Source organism: Halobacillus sp. 12SKB, from assembly GCF_052941655.1.
In genome coordinates this window covers 823,747-847,640 of sequence record NZ_JBRFWR010000001.1, presented here as the reverse complement: position 1 = coordinate 847,640, position 23,894 = coordinate 823,747, and the positions used below count along the sequence as shown (strand labels likewise).

Genomic DNA, 23,894 nt, shown 5'->3' with positions numbered 1-23,894 from the left:
GTTCTGCTTTTTTTGACGATGAATGTTATATTTTTTTGTATGATAATAGAGCAAGAAGGAGGTGGATGATTTGAAGAAGACGTATCTTTGGTATTGGATCCTTTTATTGTTCCTGTTGATGGGGTGTCAGAGTAACCAACAGTCCCTGCCTTTACCTGAGAGGGAAGGGGACATTCACTTTCAAGCGTTTGTGGAGAAGGTTCCGACTGAAGGAGATGCTGATCCGGAATATCAACGTATGTATGATCTTGTAGCAAAAATGCAGGCGAATGAAGCCATCGACCTTACGCAGGTGGATATTCAAGTGAAGAAAGAAACATCCATTCAAGCTCATGGAAAAGAAATCACAAACTTCCCGACTTACTTTATCTTGGACCAAGAAGGAATTGTGTTGGAAACGACGAACTTGGATGAAGTAGCCGATTATATCGATCGTGCAGGCGCAAACGATTAAATAGAAAGGAGGGGAGAAAGTGACGATTCTATCTTTTCTCGCTATTTTAGGGGTAGGGATTGGAGCAGGCTTCATTAACGTCATCGCAGGGGGAGGGTCGCTTTTAACGCTGCCCATACTCATTTTCTTTGGCCTGCCTTCCGCTGTAGCCAATGGTACAAACCGGATTGCGTTGATGGCACAGAACATTGTCGCCATTATCTCTTATCGTAAAGATGGCTATTTTGATGGCAAGTTCAGTCTTCTACTAGCGATACCTGCTCTCATTGGTTCCATTGTTGGCGCACAAATTGCGGTGAATATCCCGGATGACCTATTCAACCGTATCCTATCGATTGTGATGATTGTAGTTTTAGTGATTATGATATGGAAACCTCACAAAAAACTGTCCGCGGCAAGCGGCCAGGACTCCTCGTTGAAAAAGATAGGTTTGGCTCTAATTTTCTTTTTAATAGGTGTCTATGGAGGATTCATCCAAGCAGGGGTAGGTTTTGTGATCATAGCAGCACTGACCTTAGTGACAGGTTTATCTCTAGTGAAGATAAATAGTATCAAGGTTTTTGTCGTTGCTGTTTACACACTGTCAGCCTTAGTGGTTTTCGTCGTCAATGATCAAATCCATTGGGGTTACGGAATTACACTGGCTGTTGGGACAAGCATCGGAGCGTTTTTAGGCAGTAAATTTGCGGTGAAGCACGGAGACAAATGTATTCAAAGGTTCCTGATCGTCGCCGTGATTGCCATGGCGATCCGATTATTTTTCTTTACATAAAAATGGTTTGCTGAAAGACTTTTATAATAAGAGGGATTCCCACTCCAACTAGCGAATAGGAAAGGATCACTGGTAGGGAGTGAAGAATTGTGCTTAGTAAAGTAGGTCAAATTATGGTGTATGTGAATGACCAGGATGAAGCCGTAAATTTTTGGACAGAGAAATTAGGGTTCGTGGTGATTTCTGAAGAGAATAATGGGGAAGGAATGAGATGGATTGAGGTTGCTCCCAAGGAGGGAGTGGAAACAACGATTGTCCTTCACAATAAAGAAGTGGTTGCAAAGATGTCTCCAGACCTCAACCTTGCTCCACCTTCCTTAATGTTTTTCACCGATCATTTTGAGCAGCTACATCGTGATCTGCTATATAAAAAAGTGACCGTAGGAGAAATTGTTCAAATGCCGACGGGCAGGGTATTTAACTTTGCGGACAATGAAGATCACTACTTTGCTGTCATGGAAAATAAGTAAGAGAGAAGTTCAATTGAATCATAGAGAAATCAAAAAGAGACCAGAGTTTTCTGGTCTCTTTTTTAATTATAAAGCTGGCGTCGGTGTTGGCTCTGCGTAGCCATTTTCGTAGGTGGAGTCGATCTTTTCGCGGATTTCTTTTATTGATTTGCCTTCCTGATAATCAATGATCGATTGTGCGGCAATCTCCATACAAACGCCGCATTTTGTGCCGTGGTCATCCCAGACAATGCTGCCATCTTCATTGGTTTTGTTTACAAAGCAGTCATAGTTGTCCCGGTGTCCTACACTCTCGCCGCATCCGCAGTAGCATGGGATGTTCTCAAGCAACTCTTGGCTCTGGGCGGCAGCCATATAGATGTCGTGCATTTCCTGTGGTTTTTCATCCATGAATGATGGAAGTGTCGTCACAGAGGCTGTCTCTTCTCTAATGTCGCCGTTAACGTGTTCGATATGTGCTTCCTCTTCGGATTCCGAAGAGCATCCGGATAGCGCGGTACCGATCAAAAGTGTCAGGATTAGGAATAAAGTTTTTTTCATAAAAAGGCACCCTCTTCATATTGATAGTTTCATCATAAAGAGGGTGGCATGAAGTTTCAATGCTTTTCTATAAAGTTCGTCGATCAGTCACATTTATTTACCGAAAGAAGATAGGAATTTCACGCGGTCGCCCATAGGAGGGACGTTATCATCAACGAGAGCTACCTCCAAGACAGCAGGCCCTTCGGTGTTTAGAATCGCTGATAAGTTCTCGTCATTGAGATCTTCCATGGATTCAATGCGTGCATTCGGCACTCCGAGTGATGCAGCCATCTGGGAGATGTTGACTTCTTCTTGTCCAAAGCGCTCATGGGCGCGTTTGTATTGAAGGGTATGTCCATGATGGACCATGCCGAGTCTTGAGTTGTTCATGACGATAAATAGAACAGGGATGTCGTATTCTTTCGCTGTCAGAAGTTCCATACCGTGCATAAAGAAACAGCCGTCCCCCGTTATGCTTACGGTTGGACGTTCTGGGTCTGCCAGTTTTGCTCCAATGGCACTACCGATTCCACTTCCCATCGCTCCAAAATGAACGTTGATATCAAAGGAATCTTCACTTTTCACTCCCATGTAGTGGACGACGTAAGCCATGAATTCACCAATATCGATTGTGAAACGAGTATCCTCAGGCAGCTTTTCCTGAAGGGACCATAAGACGTTTTGCGAATTAAACTCTTCGGTTACATCAGGCACTGTGAAATCCAAAGCAGGAAGAGGTGCGCGCTTAACGCCTAACCCGTTTAAGGCTGTGATTAAAGAAGAAACCGTTACATCGATGTCTCCATGAAGCGGCTGGTCGACGGGGTATTTTCTGTTAAAAACGGTCGCATCATAATCCACTTGAATAAGAGTCCGGTTCTTTATGATATTTGGGTTCCAATTGTTCGTGGCTGTTTCCCCGAGACTTGATCCGAGCACAAGCACCGTTTCTTCTTTTCCATGATTGATCAGATCGGAAGCCTCTTCATGTCCGGCAAAACCGAAAATTCCTCTCTTCAGAGGGTGGTTATCTGGTATGAACCCTTTGGCTTGCGGACTTGTGACAATCGGCCAGTTTAAGGTTTCAGCTAGTTCAAGAACATCATCCACGGCTCCGCGAATCCCTTGTCCTACGAATAGGAAGCCACTTTCACTTGATGCGAGTGTCTTGGCTGTTTCCAAGACAACTTCATCTGTCGGAAGCAATGGCGTTCGTTGTGGGAACGTAGGAATGGCTGGTTCTAGAATATCAGTCAGTTGAACATCGATCGGCATGGCAATGTGGACGGGGCCGGGGACTCCTGTCATAGCGATTTCCACGGCTTTGTGAATTTCGGGAAGCAGGTCTTCTGCACGATCGACCCTCTGACTGTATTTCGTGACAGAGTGGTAGAGCGGGTCGGCATGTAATTCTTGAGAAGCGTTCAAACCAACCGTGTCAACAGGAACCGCTCCTGTCAAAAATAGGACAGGGAGATGTTCACGCATCGCATTCGCTGCCCCTGTCACAAGGTTTGTTCCTCCTGGTCCGCTGCTTCCGATACAAACACTGAGGGAGTTTGAATATTTTGCATAAGCAGCTGCCATATAAGACGCGGCACCTTCATGCTTAGTCACGATAGGTGTGATGGAAGGAGTATCATAAAGTTCATCAAAGAAAGCATTTACAGATCCAGCTGGTATTCCGAAAATATAAGATACCTCACCAGCAACAAAATAATCCAACACAGCGCGAACAGATTTCATAGCCTTATCCCCTTTTTATCATTGATTTTAGAAATTGATCTTCAAATGTTTCTGCTTGCAGCGGATGACTGTAATAAAACCCTTGAATCCAATGGCAACCGTGCTCTGCAAGGAAAGCGGCCTGATCAGCTTTTTCAACCCCTTCTGCAATCACGTTGAGCTGCAGGCTGTCGGCAAGGGTAATGATGGTTTTAGTAATGGCCGCATTGTTCCGATTCGTTGTGACATCGTTAATGAAAGATTTGTCGATTTTCAAAGTGTCGACAGGAAAATCTTTTAAATAGCCAAGCGAAGAATAGCCGGTACCGAAATCATCGATGGAAATTTGGACACCGAGTTCTTTCAATTGGCTGATCGTTTTTAAGGTGTGCTCCGTATTATGAACGATTAAATTCTCCGTTAGTTCAAGCTCAAGGTGCTTAGCGGGTAGGGCGGTTTCTTTTAGTATCTCAGCCACCGTAAGCACAAGGTTCTGTTGATTGAATTGTTGAGGAGATAAATTAGCGGATACGATCAATTCCGTATAACCAGAAGAAACCCATCTTTTCATTTGCTGACAAGCTTCTCGTATGACCCATTCTCCAAGGTTTGTAATGAGGCCGGTTTCCTCTGCGAGAGGAATGAATTGGCCGGGAGGGAGGGTGCCGAGCTGTGGGTGATTCCACCGAATCAGCGACTCCATACCAATGAGCTTATCTGTGCGTACATCAAATTTTGGCTGAAAATACAGCTCAAACTCATCATTTTTCTGTAATGCTTTGAAAAGGTCATTTTCAAGCTGAATCTGTTCAAAAGTTCGGCTCTCAATTTCTGGTGAAAATAGCTGATATTGATTACCGGCCAGGTCTTTTGCTTTGTACATCGCGACATCCGCATGTTTAATCAATGTCTCAGCTGTGTCCCCGTTCTCAGGGAAAAGGCTGATCCCGATACTTGTTTTGATGGATATTTCATGATCCTCGATCACAAAAGGAGCATGGAAGGCTTCGAGGATTCTATTCGCACATTTCACAGCTCCTTCTTCCCGCTCGATCGTCGGGAGGAGAATGATGAATTCGTCCCCGCCTTGTCTTGAGACGGTCGCTCCGTTGGGGACTGCTTTTTGGAGACGTTCTGCCACATTCAGGAGGACCTTGTCCCCGAAGCTATGGCCGAATGTATCATTGATCTTCTTGAAGCGGTCAAGATCAAGGAAAAGAATGGCGATCGGTTTATCTGCCAGTTCCGCATATTGAAGAGCTTGATTGAGTCGATCCTGGAACAGCACACGGTTCGGTACATTTGTCACGCTGTCATAATAGGCGTGGTATTTAATTTTTTCTTCCATTTGTTTTCTTGAGGTTACATCTTTAAAAGTGACCACATAACCCGTGGTAAGGTCGTTCTCTAATTTAGGGGTGATGACATATTCCACGGGGAAAGTACCCCCGGACTTTTTAAAGAAAAAGTGATCTTTGTCTGCATGCCCGTCCTTTTGTTCGTAATGTTCCAGGAATGTTTTTTGATCATCGAAGATATGGAAATAAGGAGCCCCTATGATTTCCTTTTCATTATCGTACCCCAACAACTCGGTTGCGGAAGGATTGGCGAAGGTGATATGCCCATCCAGGTCGATTCCGAAAATTCCTTCTCCCGCAGAATTCAGAATCAAGTCTTTTTCGCGACTGATCTGCGTCAGTTCCGAAATGGCTTCTTCCAGCTCATCATTCTTCTCAATCAATTCCGATGTGCGGTCCTGAATAATCATTTCCTGCTTCTCCATATAGAGCAGGTTGAAAAGGACGGGTGCGGTTGTATCTACGATTGATTCAGCCAATTGGCGGGCGGAGTCAGAGTAGACTTGACCGGATTCTTTCAAGTTCACGATGGCAATCGCACCAAGCACTTCTCCAAGTGAGACGAGAGGGATCATATATAAGCCTTTCATTCCAAACTTTTCGCAGATCGCCTTGTTCGTCCGGTGATCTTCAAAAACATCCGGGACTAGAATGGAGGTCTTCGTATGAATCACTTCTTGGAAAACAGGATCCTCCCTATGGTTAAATTGGACTTTCTGGTGAGTTTCTTTCCAGTCTTCTTCCGTCCACTCGCTTTCTTTACTCAGACTTGCAGGTTTCAGTTTGTGTTCTGCAATGGGGTCAATGAAGTGGGCACCGATATTTGGGTTATCCAGAACTTCTCCTAAATAATAGAAGCATTTATCCAACGCTTCCTGTAAAGAAGAGCATAAGGAAAGGTCACGGGTGACATTGAGCAGCAGTTGTTTTTCGCTGATCAATTTCTCTTTACGTGTCAGGTTGTTTGCATTTCTGATAGCGACAGCGGCCATGTTGACGTATGCTTTCACGGATTCGATTTCTGATTCTGTCAAATTCATCGGTATCCCATAATCAAATAAAAACACGAGGCCGTAGAGTTCATCTTCATAAGAAATCGGGGCGACGAGCAGTGAATTGATTTTAAACGCATGGATGGCCCGTTGATCTGGACGATCATCTTTGGATGTATCGGGTATGTAAATGGTTTTTCTTGTTTCGATGACCTCTTTCGCGAGGAGATCATACTCCGGGTCAACGATGTGCATATCAAGTGTCATTCCATTGATCAAGGCCGGTTTTCCGACATAGCCTTGATAAGTACCATCCTCTCGCGGCAGATAAATGCCGACAGAATCGCACCGCATAATTTCTTCAGATATGGCTGTGACCACGTGTTCTAATACATCGCGTAAATCATGCTCGGTATTGATGAGCTGTGTGATTTGTGCGAGACGTGAATATCTAGTTTGTTCTTCAGCCATTGAAAAACCTCCATAGTTGTCATATTTTGATAAAGTTCGACTATTATAACGAACTTCCTGCAATTGAAGCGTAAATTTTACAAAAAAACAAAGAAACAGGCACAAAAGGGGACTTTTGCGCCTGTTTTCTTACAATAAATTCAAAATAGCGCCGGCACCGACACCAATCAAAACGATGGCCCAGGCTGGGACTTTGAAGAAGTGTAAAAGAGCAAAAAGAATGGAAGCAAGAGCAAAGTCGGCTCCATCTATAATCGAACTTTTCAACACAGGGTCATAAAAAGCAGCAAGTAGAATGCCGACAACACTTGCGTTTACGCCTGTAAGAACGCCTTGGAAGGCCGGACGCTTTCTGAGTTCGTTTAAAAATGGCAGAGCCGCCATCAAAAACAAGAAGGAGGGAAGGAAAATACCTGCGGTTGCCACAAGGGCACCTGCAATGCCTTCAATCATCGTACCAAGGTAACTGGAGAATGTGAACAATGGTCCTGGAACCGCCTGTGCCATTCCATAACCGGCAAGAAATTCATTCGCTGTCAGCCATCCGGTCGGCACCACTTCACGTTCAAGCATCGGTAAGACGACATGACCGCCACCAAAGACGAGGGAACCGACACGGAAGAACGTATCGAATAGTTGAATCAGCATGCTTTCGGTGTTTCTTGCAAGAATCGGTAAAAAGGCAAGAAGAGCGACCAATACGCCTAGAGAAGCGACACCGACTTTTTTCGAAAACGTCACAGGAAATGGCTGGATCTTAGATTCCACCATACTTGAAAACATTTTCCAACCGAATAACCCAGCAGCGAGAATGATCAACAATTGCATCCAGGCGGATGGGTAAAGAAGTAAAATAAGTGCAGACACTAACGCTATGGCAATCCGAGGCCGGTCCGGCGTCAGTTTTTTTCCAAGACCAATCAATGCATGCAGGACGACAGCTGCTGCTACGACCTTCAAGCTGTGAATGAAGTTCGCATCTGAGAGGTCGAACGATTGATATAACAGAGCAAAAAGAACGAGAACGATAATCGATGGTACTGTAAAACCGATCCATGAGATGATTCCGCCAAGCAACCCACCACGGAGCATACCAATGGCAATTCCAACCTGACTGCTCGCGGGTCCGGGTAGAAATTGACAAAGGGCAATGATGTCCGCGTAGGTTTTATCATCGAGCCATTTTTTTCTATCGATATACTCATCCTTGAAGTAAGCCAGGTGGGCCACAGGACCACCGAATGAAGTAAATCCAAGCTTTGTTGATGCTTTAAATATTTCCAAGAGAGAACCTTTGGGTTTACTCATGACTGAAATTCCTCCAATCTTTTCCTAAGATTTCTTCCGCCAGCTCACGGACTTGCTCTCTACCTTCAGCAAGCACTTGCCTTCCTTTATCCGTTATGACGTAATATTTTCTAATCTTTCCTTCCACTTTTTCCTCGTATTTCTCAAGCAATTCGTCTTTGTGGAGCTGCTTCAGGGTAGGGTAGAGGGTTCCTGGGCTGATGTCATAGCCGTGGGAAGCAAGCTCTTCCATAAGAAACGCTCCATAGATGGGTTCAATGCTTGCGTGATAGAGAATGTGGATTTTAATTGAACCTAAGAAAAAGTCTCTGAGCACGGGAAGCACCTCCTATATCGAATTCCGATATCAATATACGATAATGTGGAAGGAAAGACAATAAAAAACGCGCAAACTTTACGAAGTTTGCGCGAATCTTTACGTTCTATTTACTTAACGTGTCTACCATTTGATCGATGCTCATCTCATGGGCGATTACACCGTCAATCGTCCAGTGACTCGGATCGTTTACCTCGTACACCTGGCCGTTTTGGGCAGCAGGGGTGTTCTGCCATACGGAGCTGTTTTCGAGAATTTCGAAGCCAGGCTCGCCTTCATTCCCGATGAGGAATACGTGATCCGCATCCAACTCCCCAAGTTTTTCAAGAGCAACAGGGTTCCATTGTTCGCCTTCTTCAGGAAGACTTTGCAGGAATTCCGGTTTAGCGATTCCCATTTCATTGTAGAAAATCTCTGCGCCATAACGGTTTTCATCAAAAACATAGAACTGCTCGCCCATCGTCCAGACAAACGCGACGGATTCATCCCCGATGTTTTCTTTGATTGTTGCAGAGGCTTCTTCTACTTTTTGGTCAAAGTCTGACAGCACTTGTTCCGCTTCGTCCTGTTTGTTCAGGATTTCCCCCATCGTTGTCAGTTGCTTCCTCCAATCGGCACCTGTTTCCTCATCGAACACGTACGTTTTGGCAATGCTGGAATAGTCTTCGTAGCTTCCGTTCTGCAAAGCGGAAGGGGCACTGAAAATAATGAGATCAGGGTTTTGTTCAATGGCTTGTTCCACAGGGAGATCCCAGCCGACTTTCGGTACGCCTTCCAGCTGTGGCTGCAAGTAATCCAGGACCGATTCACCGATGGACCATTGGGCGACAGGCTTTTCTCCTAAAGCCACAAGTGAATCTTCTAAATAAGGAGCAAGAATGCGCTCAGGCTTCTCTTCAAGTGTAATCTCGCCCATCGCATGTGTAAGTGTACGTTCGCTCGTTTCCTCGTTTGTGGCTTCATCAGAATCGCCACTTGTGGATGATGGATCTTCACCGTCACTGCTGCATCCTGTAACTAATAGGACGAGGAGCAGTAAACCGGTTATGTAAAGGGTTACTTTTTTCGACATTTATTTGTTCCTCCTAAGAAATGTGTGATAAGATAATGATAATCATTATCATTGAATGTGTCAATTTATTATAGTAGATACATAGGTAGAGAGGGTCGCTGGCAGTGGAAGAACGAACAAGAGAAGCAAACAAAGAGTGGAATGAAGTAACGAGAAAAGTATGGCGTGCGGCCTTTCTTTTTACAGGAGGCATGATTCTATTAGCTGTGACCATGGCCTTATCGATTGCTGTCGGAGTGACCGATATTTCCATCGGTACGGTTTGGGAGTCTATGTTCGCTTTTGCTCCGGAGTCAACGAGCCATGCCGTCATTCGCGAACTGCGCATGCCGCGGGCTCTAGCAGGAGCCCTTGTCGGTGCGTTTTTAGCTGTATCGGGTGCGGTCATGCAGGGTCTGACGAGAAACCCTCTTGCTTCACCGTCCATTATGGGGGTCACGCACGGTGCAGCGTTTGCTTTGATTTTGACGATCGTCTTTTTCCCTGTCGTCAGTAACATCGGAATGACAGCTGCCGCTTTTGTTGGCGCAGGGCTCGGAGTGATTCTCGTTTTCGCGGTAGGCTCCTTTTCTAAAGGTGGTCTGACACCTGCAAAGTTAGCTCTTGCTGGTGTCGCTATCGGGGGTATGCTCAGTTCTCTTTCATCGGCCATTTCCTTACACTTTCAGGTGGCAAAACAAATGAGCTTCTGGTATGCCGGGGGATTAGCCGCAACGGACTGGGTTTCTGTCCAAATCCTGCTGGTTGCAGGAGCGGTCGGATTGACCCTGGCTGTTTTGATTTCTAAATCTGTTACGATTTTAAGTCTCGGGGATGAGGTTTCCAAAGGTCTTGGTCAAAATACATTCCTTGTTAAAGCTCTCGGTGTCATCGTCGTTTTCGTATTAACAGGAGCGGCTGTTTCTGTTGCAGGGACCGTCGGTTTCATCGGTCTTGTTATCCCTCACATTGCTCGTTTTTTCGTGGGATCTGACTACAGGCTGATCATCCCCGTCTCGGCGGTGCTCGGAAGCTTGCTGCTTGTCCTGTCAGATATCGGAGCAAGGCTGGCTAACGCGCCTTACGAAACACCTGTCGGAGCGATCACGGCATGTATCGGGGTCCCATTTTTCCTTTACCTTGCTCGTGGTGAAGGGAGGGGATCCTTGTGAAAAAGGCACGTTTTTCTTTCGTGATGGCTGTGCTGGTTCTTTTCCTATGCTTCATGGTCCTCATCAGTTTGAATATGGGCGTCGTTAACATCGCCCCTCTGGACGTTCTGAAGACATTCATCGGACAAGGAACCGACCGCCAGGAATTGGTGCTTTTCAATTTCAGGCTTCCGTCCATGGTTCTTGCGTTATTTGTCGGTGCAGGCCTTGCCGTTTCCGGGGCGATTCTCCAGGGCGTCACGCAAAACGACCTTGCCGACCCTGGTATTCTCGGAATTAATACAGGCGCAGGATTTGCCGTCATTTTATATATTTTCTTTTTCCAACAGTCGATGGCGATGGTGAGCGGTTTAGGCATTTACATTTTGCCATTGTTTGCTCTCGTCGGAGCATTTCTCGCGGCTTTCCTTGTTTATGCCCTGGCTTGGAAAAAAGGAGTCAATCCCATCCGTCTTATCCTTGTCGGGATTGGCGTGAATGCAGGTTTCAGCGCTGTCCTCATTATTTTTCAAGTGAAAATGAACCCGCAGGATTTCAATCAGGCGCTCATCTGGTTGGCCGGGGATCTATGGATGGGAAATTGGAATCTCGTGCTGGCCATTGTGCCTCCCATCCTCTTGATGATTGGGTGGACGATCTATAAATCTCGTACGCTGAACATCATGAATTTAGGAGATTCGATGTCGATGGGACTCGGTATTCAAGTGGAAAAAGCGCGTCGGACGTTTTTACTGCTCGCTGTCGGTCTTGCCGGATTATCTGTAGCGGCTGGGGGAGGGATTGCCTTCCTTGGGCTCGTGGCCCCGCATATCGCCCGCAGAATCGTCGGACCTGGGCATCAGCGGATGATTCCGACTGCTGCATTGATTGGAGCGATATTTTTAGTGGTGGCTGATACGATCGGAAAAAATATCATCGCCCCTGCAGAGATTCCTGTGGGGATTGTCGTTTCGATTGTCAGCACCCCTTATTTTGTCTATTTGCTTATGAAAACTCAATAGAAAAAGGAGTTCACGTCCATGGAAGAGTTGTACGATGTAACCGTAATAGGTGGAGGAACGACAGGTTTATATGCTGCTTTTTATAGTGGAATGAGAGATTTAAAGACAAAAGTGATTGAGTACCAGCCTCAGGTCGGAGGCAAAGTTTCCTTTTTCTATCCGGAGAAGGAAATCTATGACGTGGGCGGATTCCCGGGCATTACTGGTGAAGAACTAGTCGCGAATGTTAAAGAACAGGCGGAGATGATCGATCCTGCTTTTGTGACGGGTGTGAAAGTGACATCTTTTGAGAAAAAGGAAGACGGCACCTTATTGTTGGCAACAGATGACGGTCAAACACATCATACGAAAACAGTGATTGTTGCTTCAGGGCTTGGAACGTTTGATATGCAGCCGCTTGAAGTGAGAGGCAGCGAGCATTATGACGGGGAGCAGATTCACTACACCATTCAAAACCTCGAACAGTTCAGAGGCCGGAAAGTTGCGGTCGTCTCGCAAAACCGTGTCGGTATCGACTGGTCGCTCGCGCTTGAAGGGGTGGCAGACGAAGTCCACCTTCTGAATCGTGGCGATGAGTTCAAAGCGGTTTATGAACAGGATGTTGAGAAGGTCGAGGCTTCCTCTGTTCACATTCATAAAAATGAGAAAATTGAAGAGCTGCGAGGCGAAGAAGATTTAAAAGAAGCGGTTCTTCAAGACGGTTCGGTGCTCGAGGTCGATCATATCCTCGTCTACGAAGGCTTGCGCATTGATAAGAGCTTATATGACCAATGGGGATTGGAAACAGATAAAGGAAGAATCCCCGTTTCAACAGATATGTGTACCAGTATGGAAGGGGTATTCGTCGCAGGCGACGCGGCTGTTTATCCAGCGAAAACGATGCTCATTGCTTCTGGATTCAATGAAGCGATGGCAGCTGTGAATAGTGCCGCCAAACATTTGGATCCAAAAGCGAAGTCGCAAGTTTATAGTACAGTGATCTATAAGCATAAATAAGAAAAACGCCGAACGCAGCAGGTGCTGTCGTTCGGCGTTTTTTTAATAGGGATGAGTTGAATGGTCAGATGCTAATAAACGTCCATAAGTTGCTAATAAAAGTGAGAAACCCGCTAATAAGTTTTCAATAGGATATTGATAAAAGCGACCACCCCACTGAAAAATCACCAAAAGCCACCGATAAATGCTTTAAACCTACTGATAAATGGCCAAAACCCACCGTTAAATGCTCCAAAGTCACTGTTATACCTATAATTCCCCGCTAAACCATCACATTACATTGAAGTAACGCGCTTCCGGATGGGCGAAAACCATTGCCGTGACCGACGCTTCCGGCTCCATCATGCATTCCTCGGTAAGCTCGATGCCGATTTCTTCCGGCCGGATGAGCTGGAATAATTTTTTCTGATCCTCAAGCTCAGGGCAGGCCGGGTAACCGAAAGAGTAGCGCTGCCCTTGATACTTAGCAGAAAAGCGTTCCTGCATCGTGAAGTCGGTCGGGTCAGGGAATCCCCATTTGTCGCGGATCTTCTGGTGGACCTGCTCGGCGAGACCTTCAGCTGTTTCGAGGGCAAGCGCCTGCAGGGCATGGCTTTCTAAGTAGTGTCCCTGGTCTTTCAGTTCCACCGCACGTTTGCGTATGCCTTTTCCAGCCGTAACTGCAAAGAATCCGACATAGTCCATTTCGCCGCTTTCGACAGAGCGCAAGTAGTCTGCCAAACAGAGAAATGGTTCTTTGTTTTGTCGAGGGAAGGTGAATCGCTCAATGACCGTCTGATGATCGCGTGGATCATAAATGAGCACCTCATCACCGTCGGATTGGGCGGGGAAGAAGCGGTACATGGCGGAGGGCTGGATCCATCCTTCCATTTTCGCGCGTGTGAGCAAACCATCGACGACACTTTTCAGGTGAACAGCCTTCTTGTTTCCTTCCGCGAGCAGTTTATCGAATTTTCCTTTTAGGCCTAGATGGTGTCCGATGAGCATCTGCATGTTGATGTACGGTTCAATATGGGCGACCGGATGGTCCCGGATCACGTGTTTATCAAGATCATGCGGTTTGAACACGGGTACTGTTGTGGACACCGTCGATTTTGGTTTCACAGCCACAGCGGTTCCGCCACGGTCTGTAGGAGCGGTACTCGCCGCACGGGTTAGAGCAGCCGTTCGTTTTTCTTCTTGTTCCTGTAAAAAATGATCACGCTGCTCATCGTTACTGAGCTGATTAGAGATCGAAAGGCCATCCATCGCATCTTTCGCATACAGAACAGGGCCGTCATATTCGGGCGAAATTTTCGTGTGCGTAAACTTTCGTGACAATGCCGCTCCGCCAACAAGAATCGGAAGAGAGATATCCTGCTGTTTCAAGTCCTGGGCAGTCAGCACCATCTGCTGGGCCGATTTTACGAGCAATCCGGATAGTCCAACAATGGTCGGCTGTTCCTTTTTAATCTGCTGAATCAGTTCGGCAGACGTCACTTTGATTCCCAAGTCGACGACTTCAAAGCCGTTGTTGCTCAAAATGATTTCCACCAGGTTTTTGCCAATGTCATGCACATCGCCTTTTACAGTGGCAAGGAGGACCTTTCCTTTTTTATTTGACGAATCATCTGCTTCCATATGAGGTTCCAAGTAAGCGACCGATGTTTTCATGACCTCCGCGCTCTGTAAAACTTCTGCTACGATCAGCTGGTTGTCGTTAAACAGGCGGCCGACCTCGGCCATGCCGTCCATCAACGGCCCGTTAATGATGGCGAGTGGCGCATCGTATTCCGAGAGGGCCTTCTCCAAGTCCGGCAGCAATCCTTCCTTTGTACCTTCTACCACATAATGAGCGAGGCGCTCAGCAAGAGTCATCGTTGATGTTGGCACTTTGGTTTCTTTTTTCTTTCCCCTGTAAAAAGCAGTGAAAGAAGCGAGCGTTTTATCATCCGTTTTGAAAAGCAGCTCATCCGCCAAATCGATTTCTTCCTGATCGATGGAGGCATAGCGCTCAAGCTTTTCAGTGTTGACGATGGCATAGTCGAGGCCTGCTTTCGTACAGTGGTACAAATAAACGGCGTTTAAAACTTCCCGGCCGACCGGAGGGAGACCGAAGGAAACATTACTGACTCCAAGGACCGTCTGACAGAGAGGCAGGTGCTCTTTGATCATCCGAATGCCTTCGATCGTCGCTTCCGCTGAACCGATATACTGCTCATCTCCTGTTCCGACAGGGAAGACGAGCGGATCGAAAATGATGTCCTGTGGGCTGATGTTGTACTCTTCTACAAGAATATCGTGGGACCGTTTAGCAATTTTAAGCTTTCTTTCTGCCGTTACGGCCATCCCTTCTTCATCAATTGTTCCGACGACGAGGGCCGCTCCGTATTGTTTGACGAGCGGAAGCACTTCTTTAAAACGTTCTTCTCCGTCTTCTAAATTGATGGAGTTGATAATGACTTTTCCTTGAGAATAGGTGAGTGCTTTTTCAATGACGTCCACGTCGGTCGAGTCGATGACGAGTGGGACTTTGACTTTGTTGACGACCTGTTTCATAAAAGCTTCCATATCTTCAATCTCATCCCGGTCCGGGTCGGCGAGGCAGATGTCGATGACCTGGGCACCTTTTTTCACTTGGGCACGAGCGATTTCTGAAGCTTCTTCAAATTTTCCTTCAGCAATCAAGCGCTTGAATTTCCGGGAACCGATGACATTCGTCCGCTCACCGACAAGGATCGGGCGATCGCCGGGGTCATCGTAAATCAATGGTTCGATGCCGGAAACAGCGTGGGCGTGGCCGGAAGGTGTGACCCGTGGTTTGAAACCTTTAACAGCTTCCGCAATGGCGCGGATATGATCCGGAGTCGTACCGCAGCAGCCACCGACAACATTCAGCCAGCCTTTTTCAGCAAAACCAGCGACCTTGGCAGCGAGTGATGCTGGTGTTTCGTGATAATGGCCTTCTTCATCCGGAAGGCCGGCGTTCGGATAACAGCTGACGGCGGACGTTGCGAGATCTGATAAGGATCGCAGGTGATCACGCATGAACTCAGGCCCAGTCGCACAGTTCAGGCCGACAACGCTTGGGTTCATATGTTCAAGCGAAAGGTAGAAGGCTTCAATGCTCTGCCCGGCGAGTGTCGTCCCCATCGGTTCGATCGTGCCGGAAACAATCAGGGGCAGGTCTTTTCCCGGTCCTTCTTTGGCACGTGTAATACCGAGGAAAGCGGCTTTAACGTTGAGCATATCTTGGGACGTCTCTAATAAAAGAAGATCGACGCCGCCTGTGATGAGCCCCCGCGCTTGTTCTTCATAGGCTTTGGCTAGTGCCTCAAAAGTCGTTCCGCCGGTTACAGAAAGAGTTTTCGTTGTCGGTCCCATGGCACCAGCGACGAAGCGCGGACGGTCTGGTGTATGGAAGCGGGCCGCTGTTTTTTTTGCGATCTTAGCGGCTTCGATATTGATCTCTTCTGCCAAATGGCCAAGGTTATATTCGTCCAGGACGAGGTCAGTCGCCCCGAATGTATTGGTTTCAATGATATCCGCTCCTGCTTCAAGATAGCGGGAGTGAATCGTATCGAGCAGGTCAGGATAAGTCAGGTTTAAGTATTCGTTACAACCATCGTATTCTTCTCCACCGAAATCATCAGGGGAGAGGTTGGCTTCCTGCAGCATCGTCCCCATAGCACCATCGAGAATGAGAATGCGTTCTTTGAGTTGTTCGTTAAACGATGTGGATGCCATTGGAAATCTTCCTTTCTCTTTCTGCTGTTTGCTGTTGAATATAGTTCGTCAATTCAACGGTCATTTCATACCGCAAAAATGGTGTGATCAAATAGATGCCATTGAACAGGTCGAGGGCTGTATCGATGAGGGATTTCGAGATGCTGAGACCTTCTGCCTGTGCTTGTTCTTTATCTGAACCGGCAAGCTCCATTTTCTCCAGTACCTCAGGAGCAAGCGTGATTCCAGGGACTTCATTGTGTAAAAACTCAGCGTTCCGAGCGCTTGTCAATGGCATGATTCCAATATAAATCGGTGCATGGATATGTTTGGTTGATTCATAAACTTCTATAATTTGTTCTTCATTGAAGACAGGCTGGCTGATGAAGTAATCGGCTCCGTATTTGATTTTCTTCTCCATTCGTCCAACCGCACGGTTCAAGTTGCGCACATTCGGGTTGAACGCAGCGGCTACTGAGAAGGAGGTGCTTTCCCCTAAATTCTTTCCGGAAAAGGAAATCCCTTTGTTCATTTGCTTGATGTAATGGATTAAATCAAAGGAGTTCAAATCATAAACCGATGTTGCACCAGGGAAGTCGCCGATCTTCGTCGGGTCGCCTGTCACGGCAAGCAGCTGACGGATGCCGAGGGCGTGCAGCCCCATTAAATGGGATTGCAGTCCTAGTAAGTTACGATCCCGGCAAGCGATGTGGACGAGAGGGTCGACATCATATTTTTGTTTGATAATGGAGGCCATCGCCGTGTTACTGATTCTCGGAGAAGCGAGGGAATTATCTGCAAGAGTGACAGAATCCACACCTGCCTCGTGCAAGGCTTTGGCACCTTCTAAAAAGCGCTCCGTCTTCAGCTTTTTCGGCGGATCAAGTTCAACGATGATGGATCGCCCTTTTTTGGCCTTTTCGTGTAAATGGGGGCGTTGATCTTCCGATTTTGAAACGCGTACTTCTGTTTTTTCTTTGATGGGGACGACTTTATTTTGAATCGGTTGCTTGCCTTTCACTCTAGCGGCAATCGCTTCGATGTGCTCAGGGGTGGTGCCGCAGCAGCCACCGATCAGGCGCGCCCCTTGTTCATAAAGTGACTGGCCGCTTTTTTGGAAATATGCCGGGTCTGTCGGGTAGATGAGTCTCCCGTCCTGGTAGGCTGGTAAACTGGCATTCGGGTAGGCAGACAGCACTGCTTTTTCCGGAAGCGGAACATCCTCTAATGATTGTATTGTGTGGTAAGGTCCCAGTCGGCAATTGACCCCGACAACATCCGCTCCAAACCCTTCCAGCTGTTTCAACGCATCAGGAAGAGGTGTGCCATCCTGCAATACGCCTGCTTCATGCATCGATACTTGAGCAATGATCGGGAGCTCTGTCTCCTTTCTGGCAATCTTCAAAACGGTCGTCAGCTCTTCTAAATCATAAAAGGTTTCAAGCAGGAGGCCATCGACTTTTTCAAAAAGAAGACAGTACAGCTGCTCCCTGAAGCTGCGTTTGATTTCTTCTGTTGAGATCGCTTGTTTACGGGCTCCGCGGACACCTCCGATTGTTCCGACGACATATTGATCGTCGCCTGCCGCTTGATTGGCAAGTTTAACGGCGGCTGTATTTATTTCTTTTACCTGCTCCTGAAGGCCGTAGCGCTCAAGCTTAATATAGTTCGCCCCATACGTATTGGTTTGAATGACATCGGCGCCGGCATCCACATAAGCGCGGTGGACGTTTAAGACCTCTTCCGAATGAGAGAGGTTGAGTTCTTCAAAACATCGATCGATGCCATAGGAGTAGAGAAGGGTCCCCATTGCTCCGTCACCGATCAATGTGTGATGTTTGAATGCTTGGCGTAAATCCATCGCTCAACCTCCTGTTTGAGAAAAATGTTTGAGACTCAAGTTTTTCTAAGGCTTGATAGAAATCGTTGATCAAATCGTCCGGGTTCTCAAGTCCGACAGATAAACGAAGGAGACCATCCGTGATGCCACGCTTTTCACGTTCATCTTTCGGCATAGAAGCATGCGACATCCGTGCGGGGTAGGAAAGGATGGATTCGACCGCTCCGAGGCTCACCGCATAGACGGGCAGTTCCACATGATTCGTAAACTGACGGACGGCTTCTTCATCCCGTAAACGGAAGGATAATACAGCTCCGGATCCTTGTGCCTGATAGGTTTGAGTCGAGCTCCCCGGATGAAAACGGAAGCCGGGATAATACACCTGCTCCACGAGTGGATGAGCGCTTAATTTTTCTGCGATTTTGACAGCAGATGCTGACGATTGTGTCATTCGGCAATGTAAAGTCTTCAAGCCGCGAAGCACGAGCCAACAATCGTGTGCGCCGAGAATGGATCCGAATGAATTTTGTAAAAAACCGAGCTGATCTGCAATTTTTTCATCTTTGGTAGCAGCAAGACCTGCGACCACATCACTGTGACCGGCGATAAACTTCGTCGCGCTGTGCAGGACGAGATCCGCACCAAGTTCTAGCGGACGCTGCAGGGCTGGTGTCATGAACGTGTTATCGACGAATGTCCAACAATCGTTCGCTTTCGCTAACTTTGCGACGGCACGGATATCTGTAATTTCAAGCGTCGGGTTGGAAGGTGTTTCAATATATAAAAGTTTCGTATTTGGCTGTATTGCCGTCGCTACCGCATGGAGATCCGTCATATCAACAAATGTGTGATCGATTCCAAATCTAATAAGAACATCGTGGATCATACGGAAAGTCCCCCCATAAACATCCTGGGTGATGACGACATGGTCTCCTTTTGATAAAAGCATGAAAGCTGTAGAAATTGCGGCCATTCCAGAGGCGAACGCAAAGCCATGATTTCCACTTTCAAGTCCTGCGATGGTATCTTCCAGCGCTTTTCGGGTCGGGTTACCTGAACGGCTGTAATCATAGACGCCTGGATTGTCAAAATCCTGCTGATGGAACGTGGATGCCTGTTGGATCGGGACACTGACTGCGCCGGTGTGCGGATCGAACTTATAATCACTGTGCAGCAATCGTGTTTGTAAAGAATGATCAGTCATCGTACAGATTCCTCCTTTGGTAGTTGGGCGAGGGTATAGTCAAGGTCTTGAATTAAATCATCAATGTGCTCGACACCGACAGAAAAACGAAGCAGTCGATTACACACACCGTAGCTGGTCCGTTTCTCTTCCGGGATATCCGCATGAGTCTGAGTCGCAGGGTAGGTGATAAAACTCTCCACACCTCCGAGACTCTCGGCAAAACTGATCAGGTTCAAGTTCCGTAAAAATGGATCAATCCATTCTTCGGATTGAAGTCTGAACGACACCATTCCGCCTTTGCCCGGATAGAATATATCCGACACATGCGGGTGGTCTTCGAAGAAGGCGACAACGGCTTTGGCGTTGGCCTCATGCTGACGCATCCTAAGAGGAAGGGTCTTCATCCCGCGCATGACAAGCCATGAATCGAAAGGAGAGAGAACAGCACCAGATGTATTCTGATGAAAAGCCAGCTTTTCATTTACAGCTTTTCCTTTACTCACAAGGATCCCGGCAAGGACATCATTATGACCGGCTAAATATTTTGTAGCACTGTGAATGACCACATCGGCGCCTTCTCTAATAGGCTCCTGCAATACCGGTGTATAAAGCGTGTTATCGACAAGCAACAGCAGATTGTGGGACTTCGCGACGGTTGAAATTTGCTTGATGTCAGCCGTGTGCATCAGTGGATTTGTCGGGGTTTCCACGTATATGGCTTTTGTCCGCTCATTGATGTAGTCACAGACCCCTTCAAGGTTATTGCTTTCACAATAATGAAAGCGGAGGTCGTAACGCTCTTCCATGTGTTCAAACAAACGGAACGTCCCGCCGTATAAATCTTCAGAAACAATGATTTCATCCCCTTTTTTAAAAAGGGATAGAGCGGTTTGGATAGCCGCCATCCCGGAACTGAACGCGAATCCTGCATCACCACCTTCGATATCAGCTATCGAAGACTCTAGAATTTGCCGAGTAGGATTACCGGTTCGCGTATAATCAAAACCAGTGGACTCTCCTAAACCAGGGTGTCGATACGGGGTGGAAAAATAAACGGGAGGATTAATTGCCCCCGTAGGTTCATGACGCTGATTCCCTGTCTGAACGAATTTCGTTTCCCTATGTGGACACATAACAACACATCCTTTATAAATTATTGGTTCAAACTAAATCCTCTCCCATTACCGCATAGCTCTCTTTAGTTGAAGACTCAGTTTCGATATGATTTCGGGTTTCGTTTGCCACAATGGGAGTCAGGGGTGGCTGGGAAGCTACTCGTCTAGCTCCATCGCCCAGACACTCGCGTCATAAGCAGAATAGCACCGGATTGAAAAGCACATTCCGTTGCTGTTCTGCTTAAGCCAGTCGTGTCTACCAGGGCGATTCCGCATTTGAACACTTTCCTGTGGGGGAGCGCCGAGCTTCCTCGGACTGCGTCCTGGGGGATATCGCCTAAATCCTTCTCCCACCAGAGTCTCGCAGCTTCCCAGCCACACCATTCGATGTATGTGAGAAACGAACCTCTTTAACAAATTGGATTTTCTTCCATAATCCCGGTTGTTAAAGGCATAAAAGTCAAGCTCTCAGGATTCTAATACCTGAGCATAGGAGTTTTATCCTTAAACTCCCATCAAACTAAATAGCTGATTTTCGGGAAGTGGTTTCGAGACACTGATATAACAAAGGGGCGGAGGGGAATGGGGAGACTCCTGCGGGAAAAGAGTGCTAGGTGAGACCCCGCAAGGCGTAAGCCTGAGGAGGCTCATCGCGCTCCCGCGGAAAGCGAGTCATTCCCCACAGCCCTATCCACTCAACGAAGGTCTCGAAATTAAGCCTTCTATAACCCTGCCATATACTTTTATAACGACTATTCAATAAAAATAAAAAAAGCCTTCTTGAAGAAGAAGACTTTTGTGGGTACGGTTCTTCTTCTTATCTTCCAAGTTGGTCAAAACAACTTGCTGGAGTTAGCACCTTTCTGGTCGAACCAGTGGTTGCTGAGGCTTCGTCGGGCCAGTCCCTCTGCCTCTCTTGATAAGAGATTCAATTGTGATTTTTTCTAATTGCTGATTACTCTACACTACTCAGAATGTTTTGACAATATGCTAACTAGAATTTTTTTGAAAACTTTTTCGGGAATGAGAAAAAAGCCTCCTTATGATAAGCAGACTTAAAGAGATGGGTTTTGTACTCCAGCTTCAATATAGGAGCGGACGAGGCGCCATTCTCCATTCAGTTTCTTGAAGGTATCAAAAAAGAGGTTGGATGTTTCCAGAAGTTTTCCGTTTAAACGGATCGAAACCCAGAAGGCCGCAAGCTGTGTGTTTTCATGAAGCTGGGTAACAGAATGATCGGTGTAGATCCAGTCCATATCTTGATCTTTGAAATGTTCGAATGCTTGGTGCCATCCTTCGATCGACTCTTCATACGAGTAATCCACCGATTCACCATGACGGATTTCTCTTGCGGCGAGGTCTCGGGATGTAACTTTTTTTAAGTAGTCCAAATCATGTTGGCTGGCCCTTCGTTTGTACTCTTCATAAAAGGTTTGAAAATCCATATCTCTGCCTCCTCTATCTCAAATGGTTCGACAGAGAAGGTGGAAATCCTGTAAATTAATGACAAATTCCTAAATTGTAGAGAACGGTTTTGACTTGCAAAGCAAGCGTGCCGAGCCAAAGGAGATGGGTGACTGCATTCATCCCGTACCAGGTCGTCTTTTTCTTCATTTGTCCGCGTTTTTTATATAGGAAAGTCACCAAAGGAATCGTTAGGACGGTGAAAATAGCCGTCAAGCCGAGAAGTCCTTTGTAGTCGCGAATCCAGATGAAGTCATTGAAGAGGGGGATGATGATCGTCGGAGTATAGATGACAGATAGGAAGTAAACCCCGATGGCCCAGGAGATAATCATGAACAGCAGGTTAATCAGAAGTGGGTATGTTTTCACGTGGACACTCCTCACATCATTAATCCGATTCGTTTACTAGGGTTAATGATATCCTACGTTCCTTACATAAAATTGTCAACGTTTTATCCATATTCTTTCTGATGGGCTTTCTTTTTCTTTAAATAATCTTCATCCTCTCGGGCCAGCACCCATTTTCCCTCGAATATCTTTGCGGATTCTGCTTTCTCGTCGTCGATGTCGCGATCATTTATTTCTCCGTCATTGTCATACTTTTTCCCGCCTTTATAATTCGCGTATCTGCGCGACCGGGTGTAGCCCATCTGAAGGAACTTTCGGGCCATATCCATACCCACAAAGTCATCCGCTTCTTTGTAGTCGAGGAACATCTGATAGATTTTATCCGATGATTCCCGGGCGATTTCTGGTGTCTTGAAGCGCCAGTGAGCAAGGATTTCACTTTTGTATGGTTCTACGAGCAATACCCCTTGTTCGCCACGGCCGACCCGGTACTTCTCAGGATTTTTGCGAAAGTCGATATTATCAAAATCGAGATCATAATCAAACGCCATCTTCATACTTCCTTTCTGTATTCTCTACACCAAACATATTGAGTTCAAGGTCCTGGGAGAGCTTTTTAATCAAGGCGCCTCCTGCAGTACTATTCCCTTTTTCATCAATGGCCGGTCCTACGACGCCGATTCCCATACGTCCAGGGGATGAACCGATGATGCTTCCAGATACTCCGCTTTTACAAGGGAAACCGGCTTCCACTGCATAATGACCGGAAGAATTGTACATCCCTGAGGTCATCATGATTGCTTTTACTGTGCGCAAGTGGTGGGAGGGAATGAGCTTTTCACCTGTTTCAAGGTCCAATCCTCCTTTTGCTAAAAACAGACCGACACGGGCGAAATCGTAACAGCACATCATGACGGAATTCATACGAAAGTAAAGATCGAGCGCTTCTTCCACATCAGTAACCAATGTCCCGGTACTCTGCATGAAATAGGCGAGGGAGCGGTTCCGTGCACCGTTCGCCTTTTCGGCTTCGTAAACTTCTTCACTCATTTCGAGCTGATCATTATTTGTCACCTTACGTAAGAAGTCCATATAACGGTTGAAACGTTTATCCACGCTTTGCCCTTTGATCAGAGCAGAAACAGCGATAGCTCCAGCATTGATCATTGGGTTAAAAGGTTTACTCGTATCGTAAGACTCCAACTGGCTGATGGAATTGAAAAAGTCCCCCATCGGTTCCATGCCCACCGTTTGGAACACACGCTCTTTTCCGAAATCCTGTAAAGCAAGCATAAGGCCGATGATTTTCGAGGTGCTCTGCATCGGAATATACTTGTCATTATCACCAGCCGCAAAACTTTCACCGTCTGTAGTGATAATGGTCACCCCCAGGTAATCTTTGATTGTTTCGTCGTATTCAGGGAGGCTCATGTTAACATTCCCGGATGAAGCGAACGGGCGGCTGTCTTGGATAGCTTCTTCAAGATAATCATTCGTCAATTCCTGCATAGAAGTTCACCTTTCTTCATATAAGATCTCATTTGTTGAAGACTCAGTTGTGAGATAACCGGAGTTCGTTTGCCAAATTGAGAGTCAGGGGTAGCTTCCCAACCACCCCATTCGAAGTA

At 46.7% G+C, this 23,894-nt stretch carries 20 protein-coding genes and 1 riboswitch; of the genes, 6 read left to right on the top strand and 14 right to left on the bottom strand.

Annotated features, from left to right (window positions below):
- Positions 1–70 precede the first annotated feature (70 nt).
- The 3 genes from ACQ4XT_RS04160 (at position 71) to ACQ4XT_RS04150 (ending at position 1,696) form a co-directional block, all read left to right on the top strand.
- Positions 71–454 (top strand): hypothetical protein, encoded by a 384-nt coding sequence (locus ACQ4XT_RS04160; RefSeq protein ID WP_446852632.1) that lies wholly within the window; start codon positions 71–73, stop codon positions 452–454.
- A gap of 19 nt (positions 455–473) precedes the next feature.
- On the top strand, positions 474–1,226 hold the full coding sequence (locus tag ACQ4XT_RS04155; protein WP_446852631.1) for a sulfite exporter TauE/SafE family protein: 753 nt from the start codon (positions 474–476) through the stop codon (positions 1,224–1,226).
- Positions 1,227–1,315: 89 nt separating this feature from the next.
- The gene (locus ACQ4XT_RS04150) at positions 1,316–1,696 is read left to right on the top strand and encodes a VOC family protein (protein WP_446852630.1); all 381 of its coding nucleotides are present in this window, start codon (positions 1,316–1,318) and stop codon (positions 1,694–1,696) included.
- Between the two features lie 66 nt (positions 1,697–1,762).
- Here the strand turns inward: ACQ4XT_RS04150 and ACQ4XT_RS04145 are convergent, their stop codons facing one another.
- The 6 genes from ACQ4XT_RS04145 to ACQ4XT_RS04120 all read right to left on the bottom strand — a co-directional run bounded on the left by ACQ4XT_RS04145 (position 1,763) and on the right by ACQ4XT_RS04120 (position 9,460).
- The gene (locus ACQ4XT_RS04145) at positions 1,763–2,236 is read right to left on the bottom strand and encodes a PCYCGC motif-containing (lipo)protein (RefSeq protein WP_446852629.1); all 474 of its coding nucleotides are present in this window, start codon (positions 2,234–2,236) and stop codon (positions 1,763–1,765) included.
- Between the two features lie 93 nt (positions 2,237–2,329).
- On the bottom strand, positions 2,330–3,964 hold the full coding sequence (locus ACQ4XT_RS04140; protein WP_446852628.1) for a thiamine pyrophosphate-binding protein: 1,635 nt from the start codon (positions 3,962–3,964) through the stop codon (positions 2,330–2,332).
- A gap of 4 nt (positions 3,965–3,968) precedes the next feature.
- On the bottom strand, positions 3,969–6,764 hold the full coding sequence (locus tag ACQ4XT_RS04135; protein ID WP_446852627.1) for a sensor domain-containing phosphodiesterase: 2,796 nt from the start codon (positions 6,762–6,764) through the stop codon (positions 3,969–3,971).
- A gap of 129 nt (positions 6,765–6,893) precedes the next feature.
- Positions 6,894–8,072: a chromate efflux transporter gene (gene chrA / locus ACQ4XT_RS04130; RefSeq protein WP_446852626.1), complete on the bottom strand. Its 1,179-nt coding sequence runs from the start codon at positions 8,070–8,072 to the stop codon at positions 6,894–6,896.
- Positions 8,065–8,388 carry a PadR family transcriptional regulator gene (locus tag ACQ4XT_RS04125; protein WP_446852625.1) on the bottom strand — a complete coding sequence of 108 codons (324 nt, stop codon included), beginning with the start codon at positions 8,386–8,388 and terminating at the stop codon, positions 8,065–8,067. The genes chrA and ACQ4XT_RS04125 overlap by 8 nt, the downstream gene beginning before the upstream one ends.
- 106 nt (positions 8,389–8,494) lie before the next feature.
- Positions 8,495–9,460, bottom strand: a complete 966-nt coding sequence (locus ACQ4XT_RS04120; protein ID WP_446852624.1) for an ABC transporter substrate-binding protein — start codon at positions 9,458–9,460, stop codon at positions 8,495–8,497.
- Between the two features lie 191 nt (positions 9,461–9,651).
- Here ACQ4XT_RS04120 and ACQ4XT_RS04115 point away from each other — a divergent pair, with 191 nt between their 5' ends.
- The 3 genes from ACQ4XT_RS04115 to ACQ4XT_RS04105 are packed head-to-tail and all read left to right on the top strand — an operon-like array spanning position 9,652 to position 12,608.
- Positions 9,652–10,611: a FecCD family ABC transporter permease gene (locus ACQ4XT_RS04115; protein WP_446855578.1), complete on the top strand. Its 960-nt coding sequence runs from the start codon at positions 9,652–9,654 to the stop codon at positions 10,609–10,611.
- On the top strand, positions 10,602–11,612 hold the full coding sequence (locus tag ACQ4XT_RS04110) for a FecCD family ABC transporter permease (RefSeq protein WP_446855575.1): 1,011 nt from the start codon (positions 10,602–10,604) through the stop codon (positions 11,610–11,612). Before ACQ4XT_RS04115 ends, ACQ4XT_RS04110 begins: the two co-directional genes overlap by 10 nt.
- An 18-nt stretch (positions 11,613–11,630) precedes the next feature.
- On the top strand, positions 11,631–12,608 hold the full coding sequence (locus ACQ4XT_RS04105) for an NAD(P)/FAD-dependent oxidoreductase (protein ID WP_446852623.1): 978 nt from the start codon (positions 11,631–11,633) through the stop codon (positions 12,606–12,608).
- 270 nt (positions 12,609–12,878) lie between these two features.
- On the opposite strand, the gene metH is transcribed toward ACQ4XT_RS04105, so the two are convergent.
- From metH to glsA, 8 genes are all read right to left on the bottom strand, one after another.
- Positions 12,879–16,334 carry a methionine synthase gene (gene metH, locus ACQ4XT_RS04100; RefSeq protein ID WP_446852622.1) on the bottom strand — a complete coding sequence of 1,152 codons (3,456 nt, stop codon included), beginning with the start codon at positions 16,332–16,334 and terminating at the stop codon, positions 12,879–12,881.
- Complete coding sequence (locus ACQ4XT_RS04095) at positions 16,315–18,174, bottom strand: bifunctional homocysteine S-methyltransferase/methylenetetrahydrofolate reductase (RefSeq protein WP_446852621.1); 1,860 nt, start codon at positions 18,172–18,174, stop codon at positions 16,315–16,317. The genes metH and ACQ4XT_RS04095 overlap by 20 nt, the downstream gene beginning before the upstream one ends.
- Positions 18,131–19,357: a cystathionine beta-lyase gene (gene metC / locus ACQ4XT_RS04090; RefSeq protein ID WP_446852620.1), complete on the bottom strand. Its 1,227-nt coding sequence runs from the start codon at positions 19,355–19,357 to the stop codon at positions 18,131–18,133. Before metC ends, ACQ4XT_RS04095 begins: the two co-directional genes overlap by 44 nt.
- The gene (locus ACQ4XT_RS04085) at positions 19,354–20,472 is read right to left on the bottom strand and encodes a methionine biosynthesis PLP-dependent protein (protein WP_446852619.1); all 1,119 of its coding nucleotides are present in this window, start codon (positions 20,470–20,472) and stop codon (positions 19,354–19,356) included. The genes metC and ACQ4XT_RS04085 overlap by 4 nt, the downstream gene beginning before the upstream one ends.
- A gap of 796 nt (positions 20,473–21,268) precedes the next feature.
- A riboswitch (SAM riboswitch) is annotated at positions 21,269–21,380 on the bottom strand.
- A gap of 129 nt (positions 21,381–21,509) precedes the next feature.
- Positions 21,510–21,899 (bottom strand): flavoprotein, encoded by a 390-nt coding sequence (locus ACQ4XT_RS04080; RefSeq protein WP_446852618.1) that lies wholly within the window; start codon positions 21,897–21,899, stop codon positions 21,510–21,512.
- A 55-nt stretch (positions 21,900–21,954) separates the two neighbouring features.
- Positions 21,955–22,287, bottom strand: coding sequence for a hypothetical protein (locus tag ACQ4XT_RS04075; RefSeq protein ID WP_446852617.1), 333 nt, complete (start codon positions 22,285–22,287; stop codon positions 21,955–21,957).
- 83 nt (positions 22,288–22,370) lie between these two features.
- Positions 22,371–22,817 carry a DUF4385 domain-containing protein gene (locus tag ACQ4XT_RS04070; protein ID WP_446852616.1) on the bottom strand — a complete coding sequence of 149 codons (447 nt, stop codon included), beginning with the start codon at positions 22,815–22,817 and terminating at the stop codon, positions 22,371–22,373.
- Positions 22,807–23,775, bottom strand: a complete 969-nt coding sequence (gene glsA, locus ACQ4XT_RS04065) for a glutaminase A (RefSeq protein ID WP_446852615.1) — start codon at positions 23,773–23,775, stop codon at positions 22,807–22,809. The genes ACQ4XT_RS04070 and glsA overlap by 11 nt, the downstream gene beginning before the upstream one ends.
- Positions 23,776–23,894 lie beyond the last annotated feature (119 nt).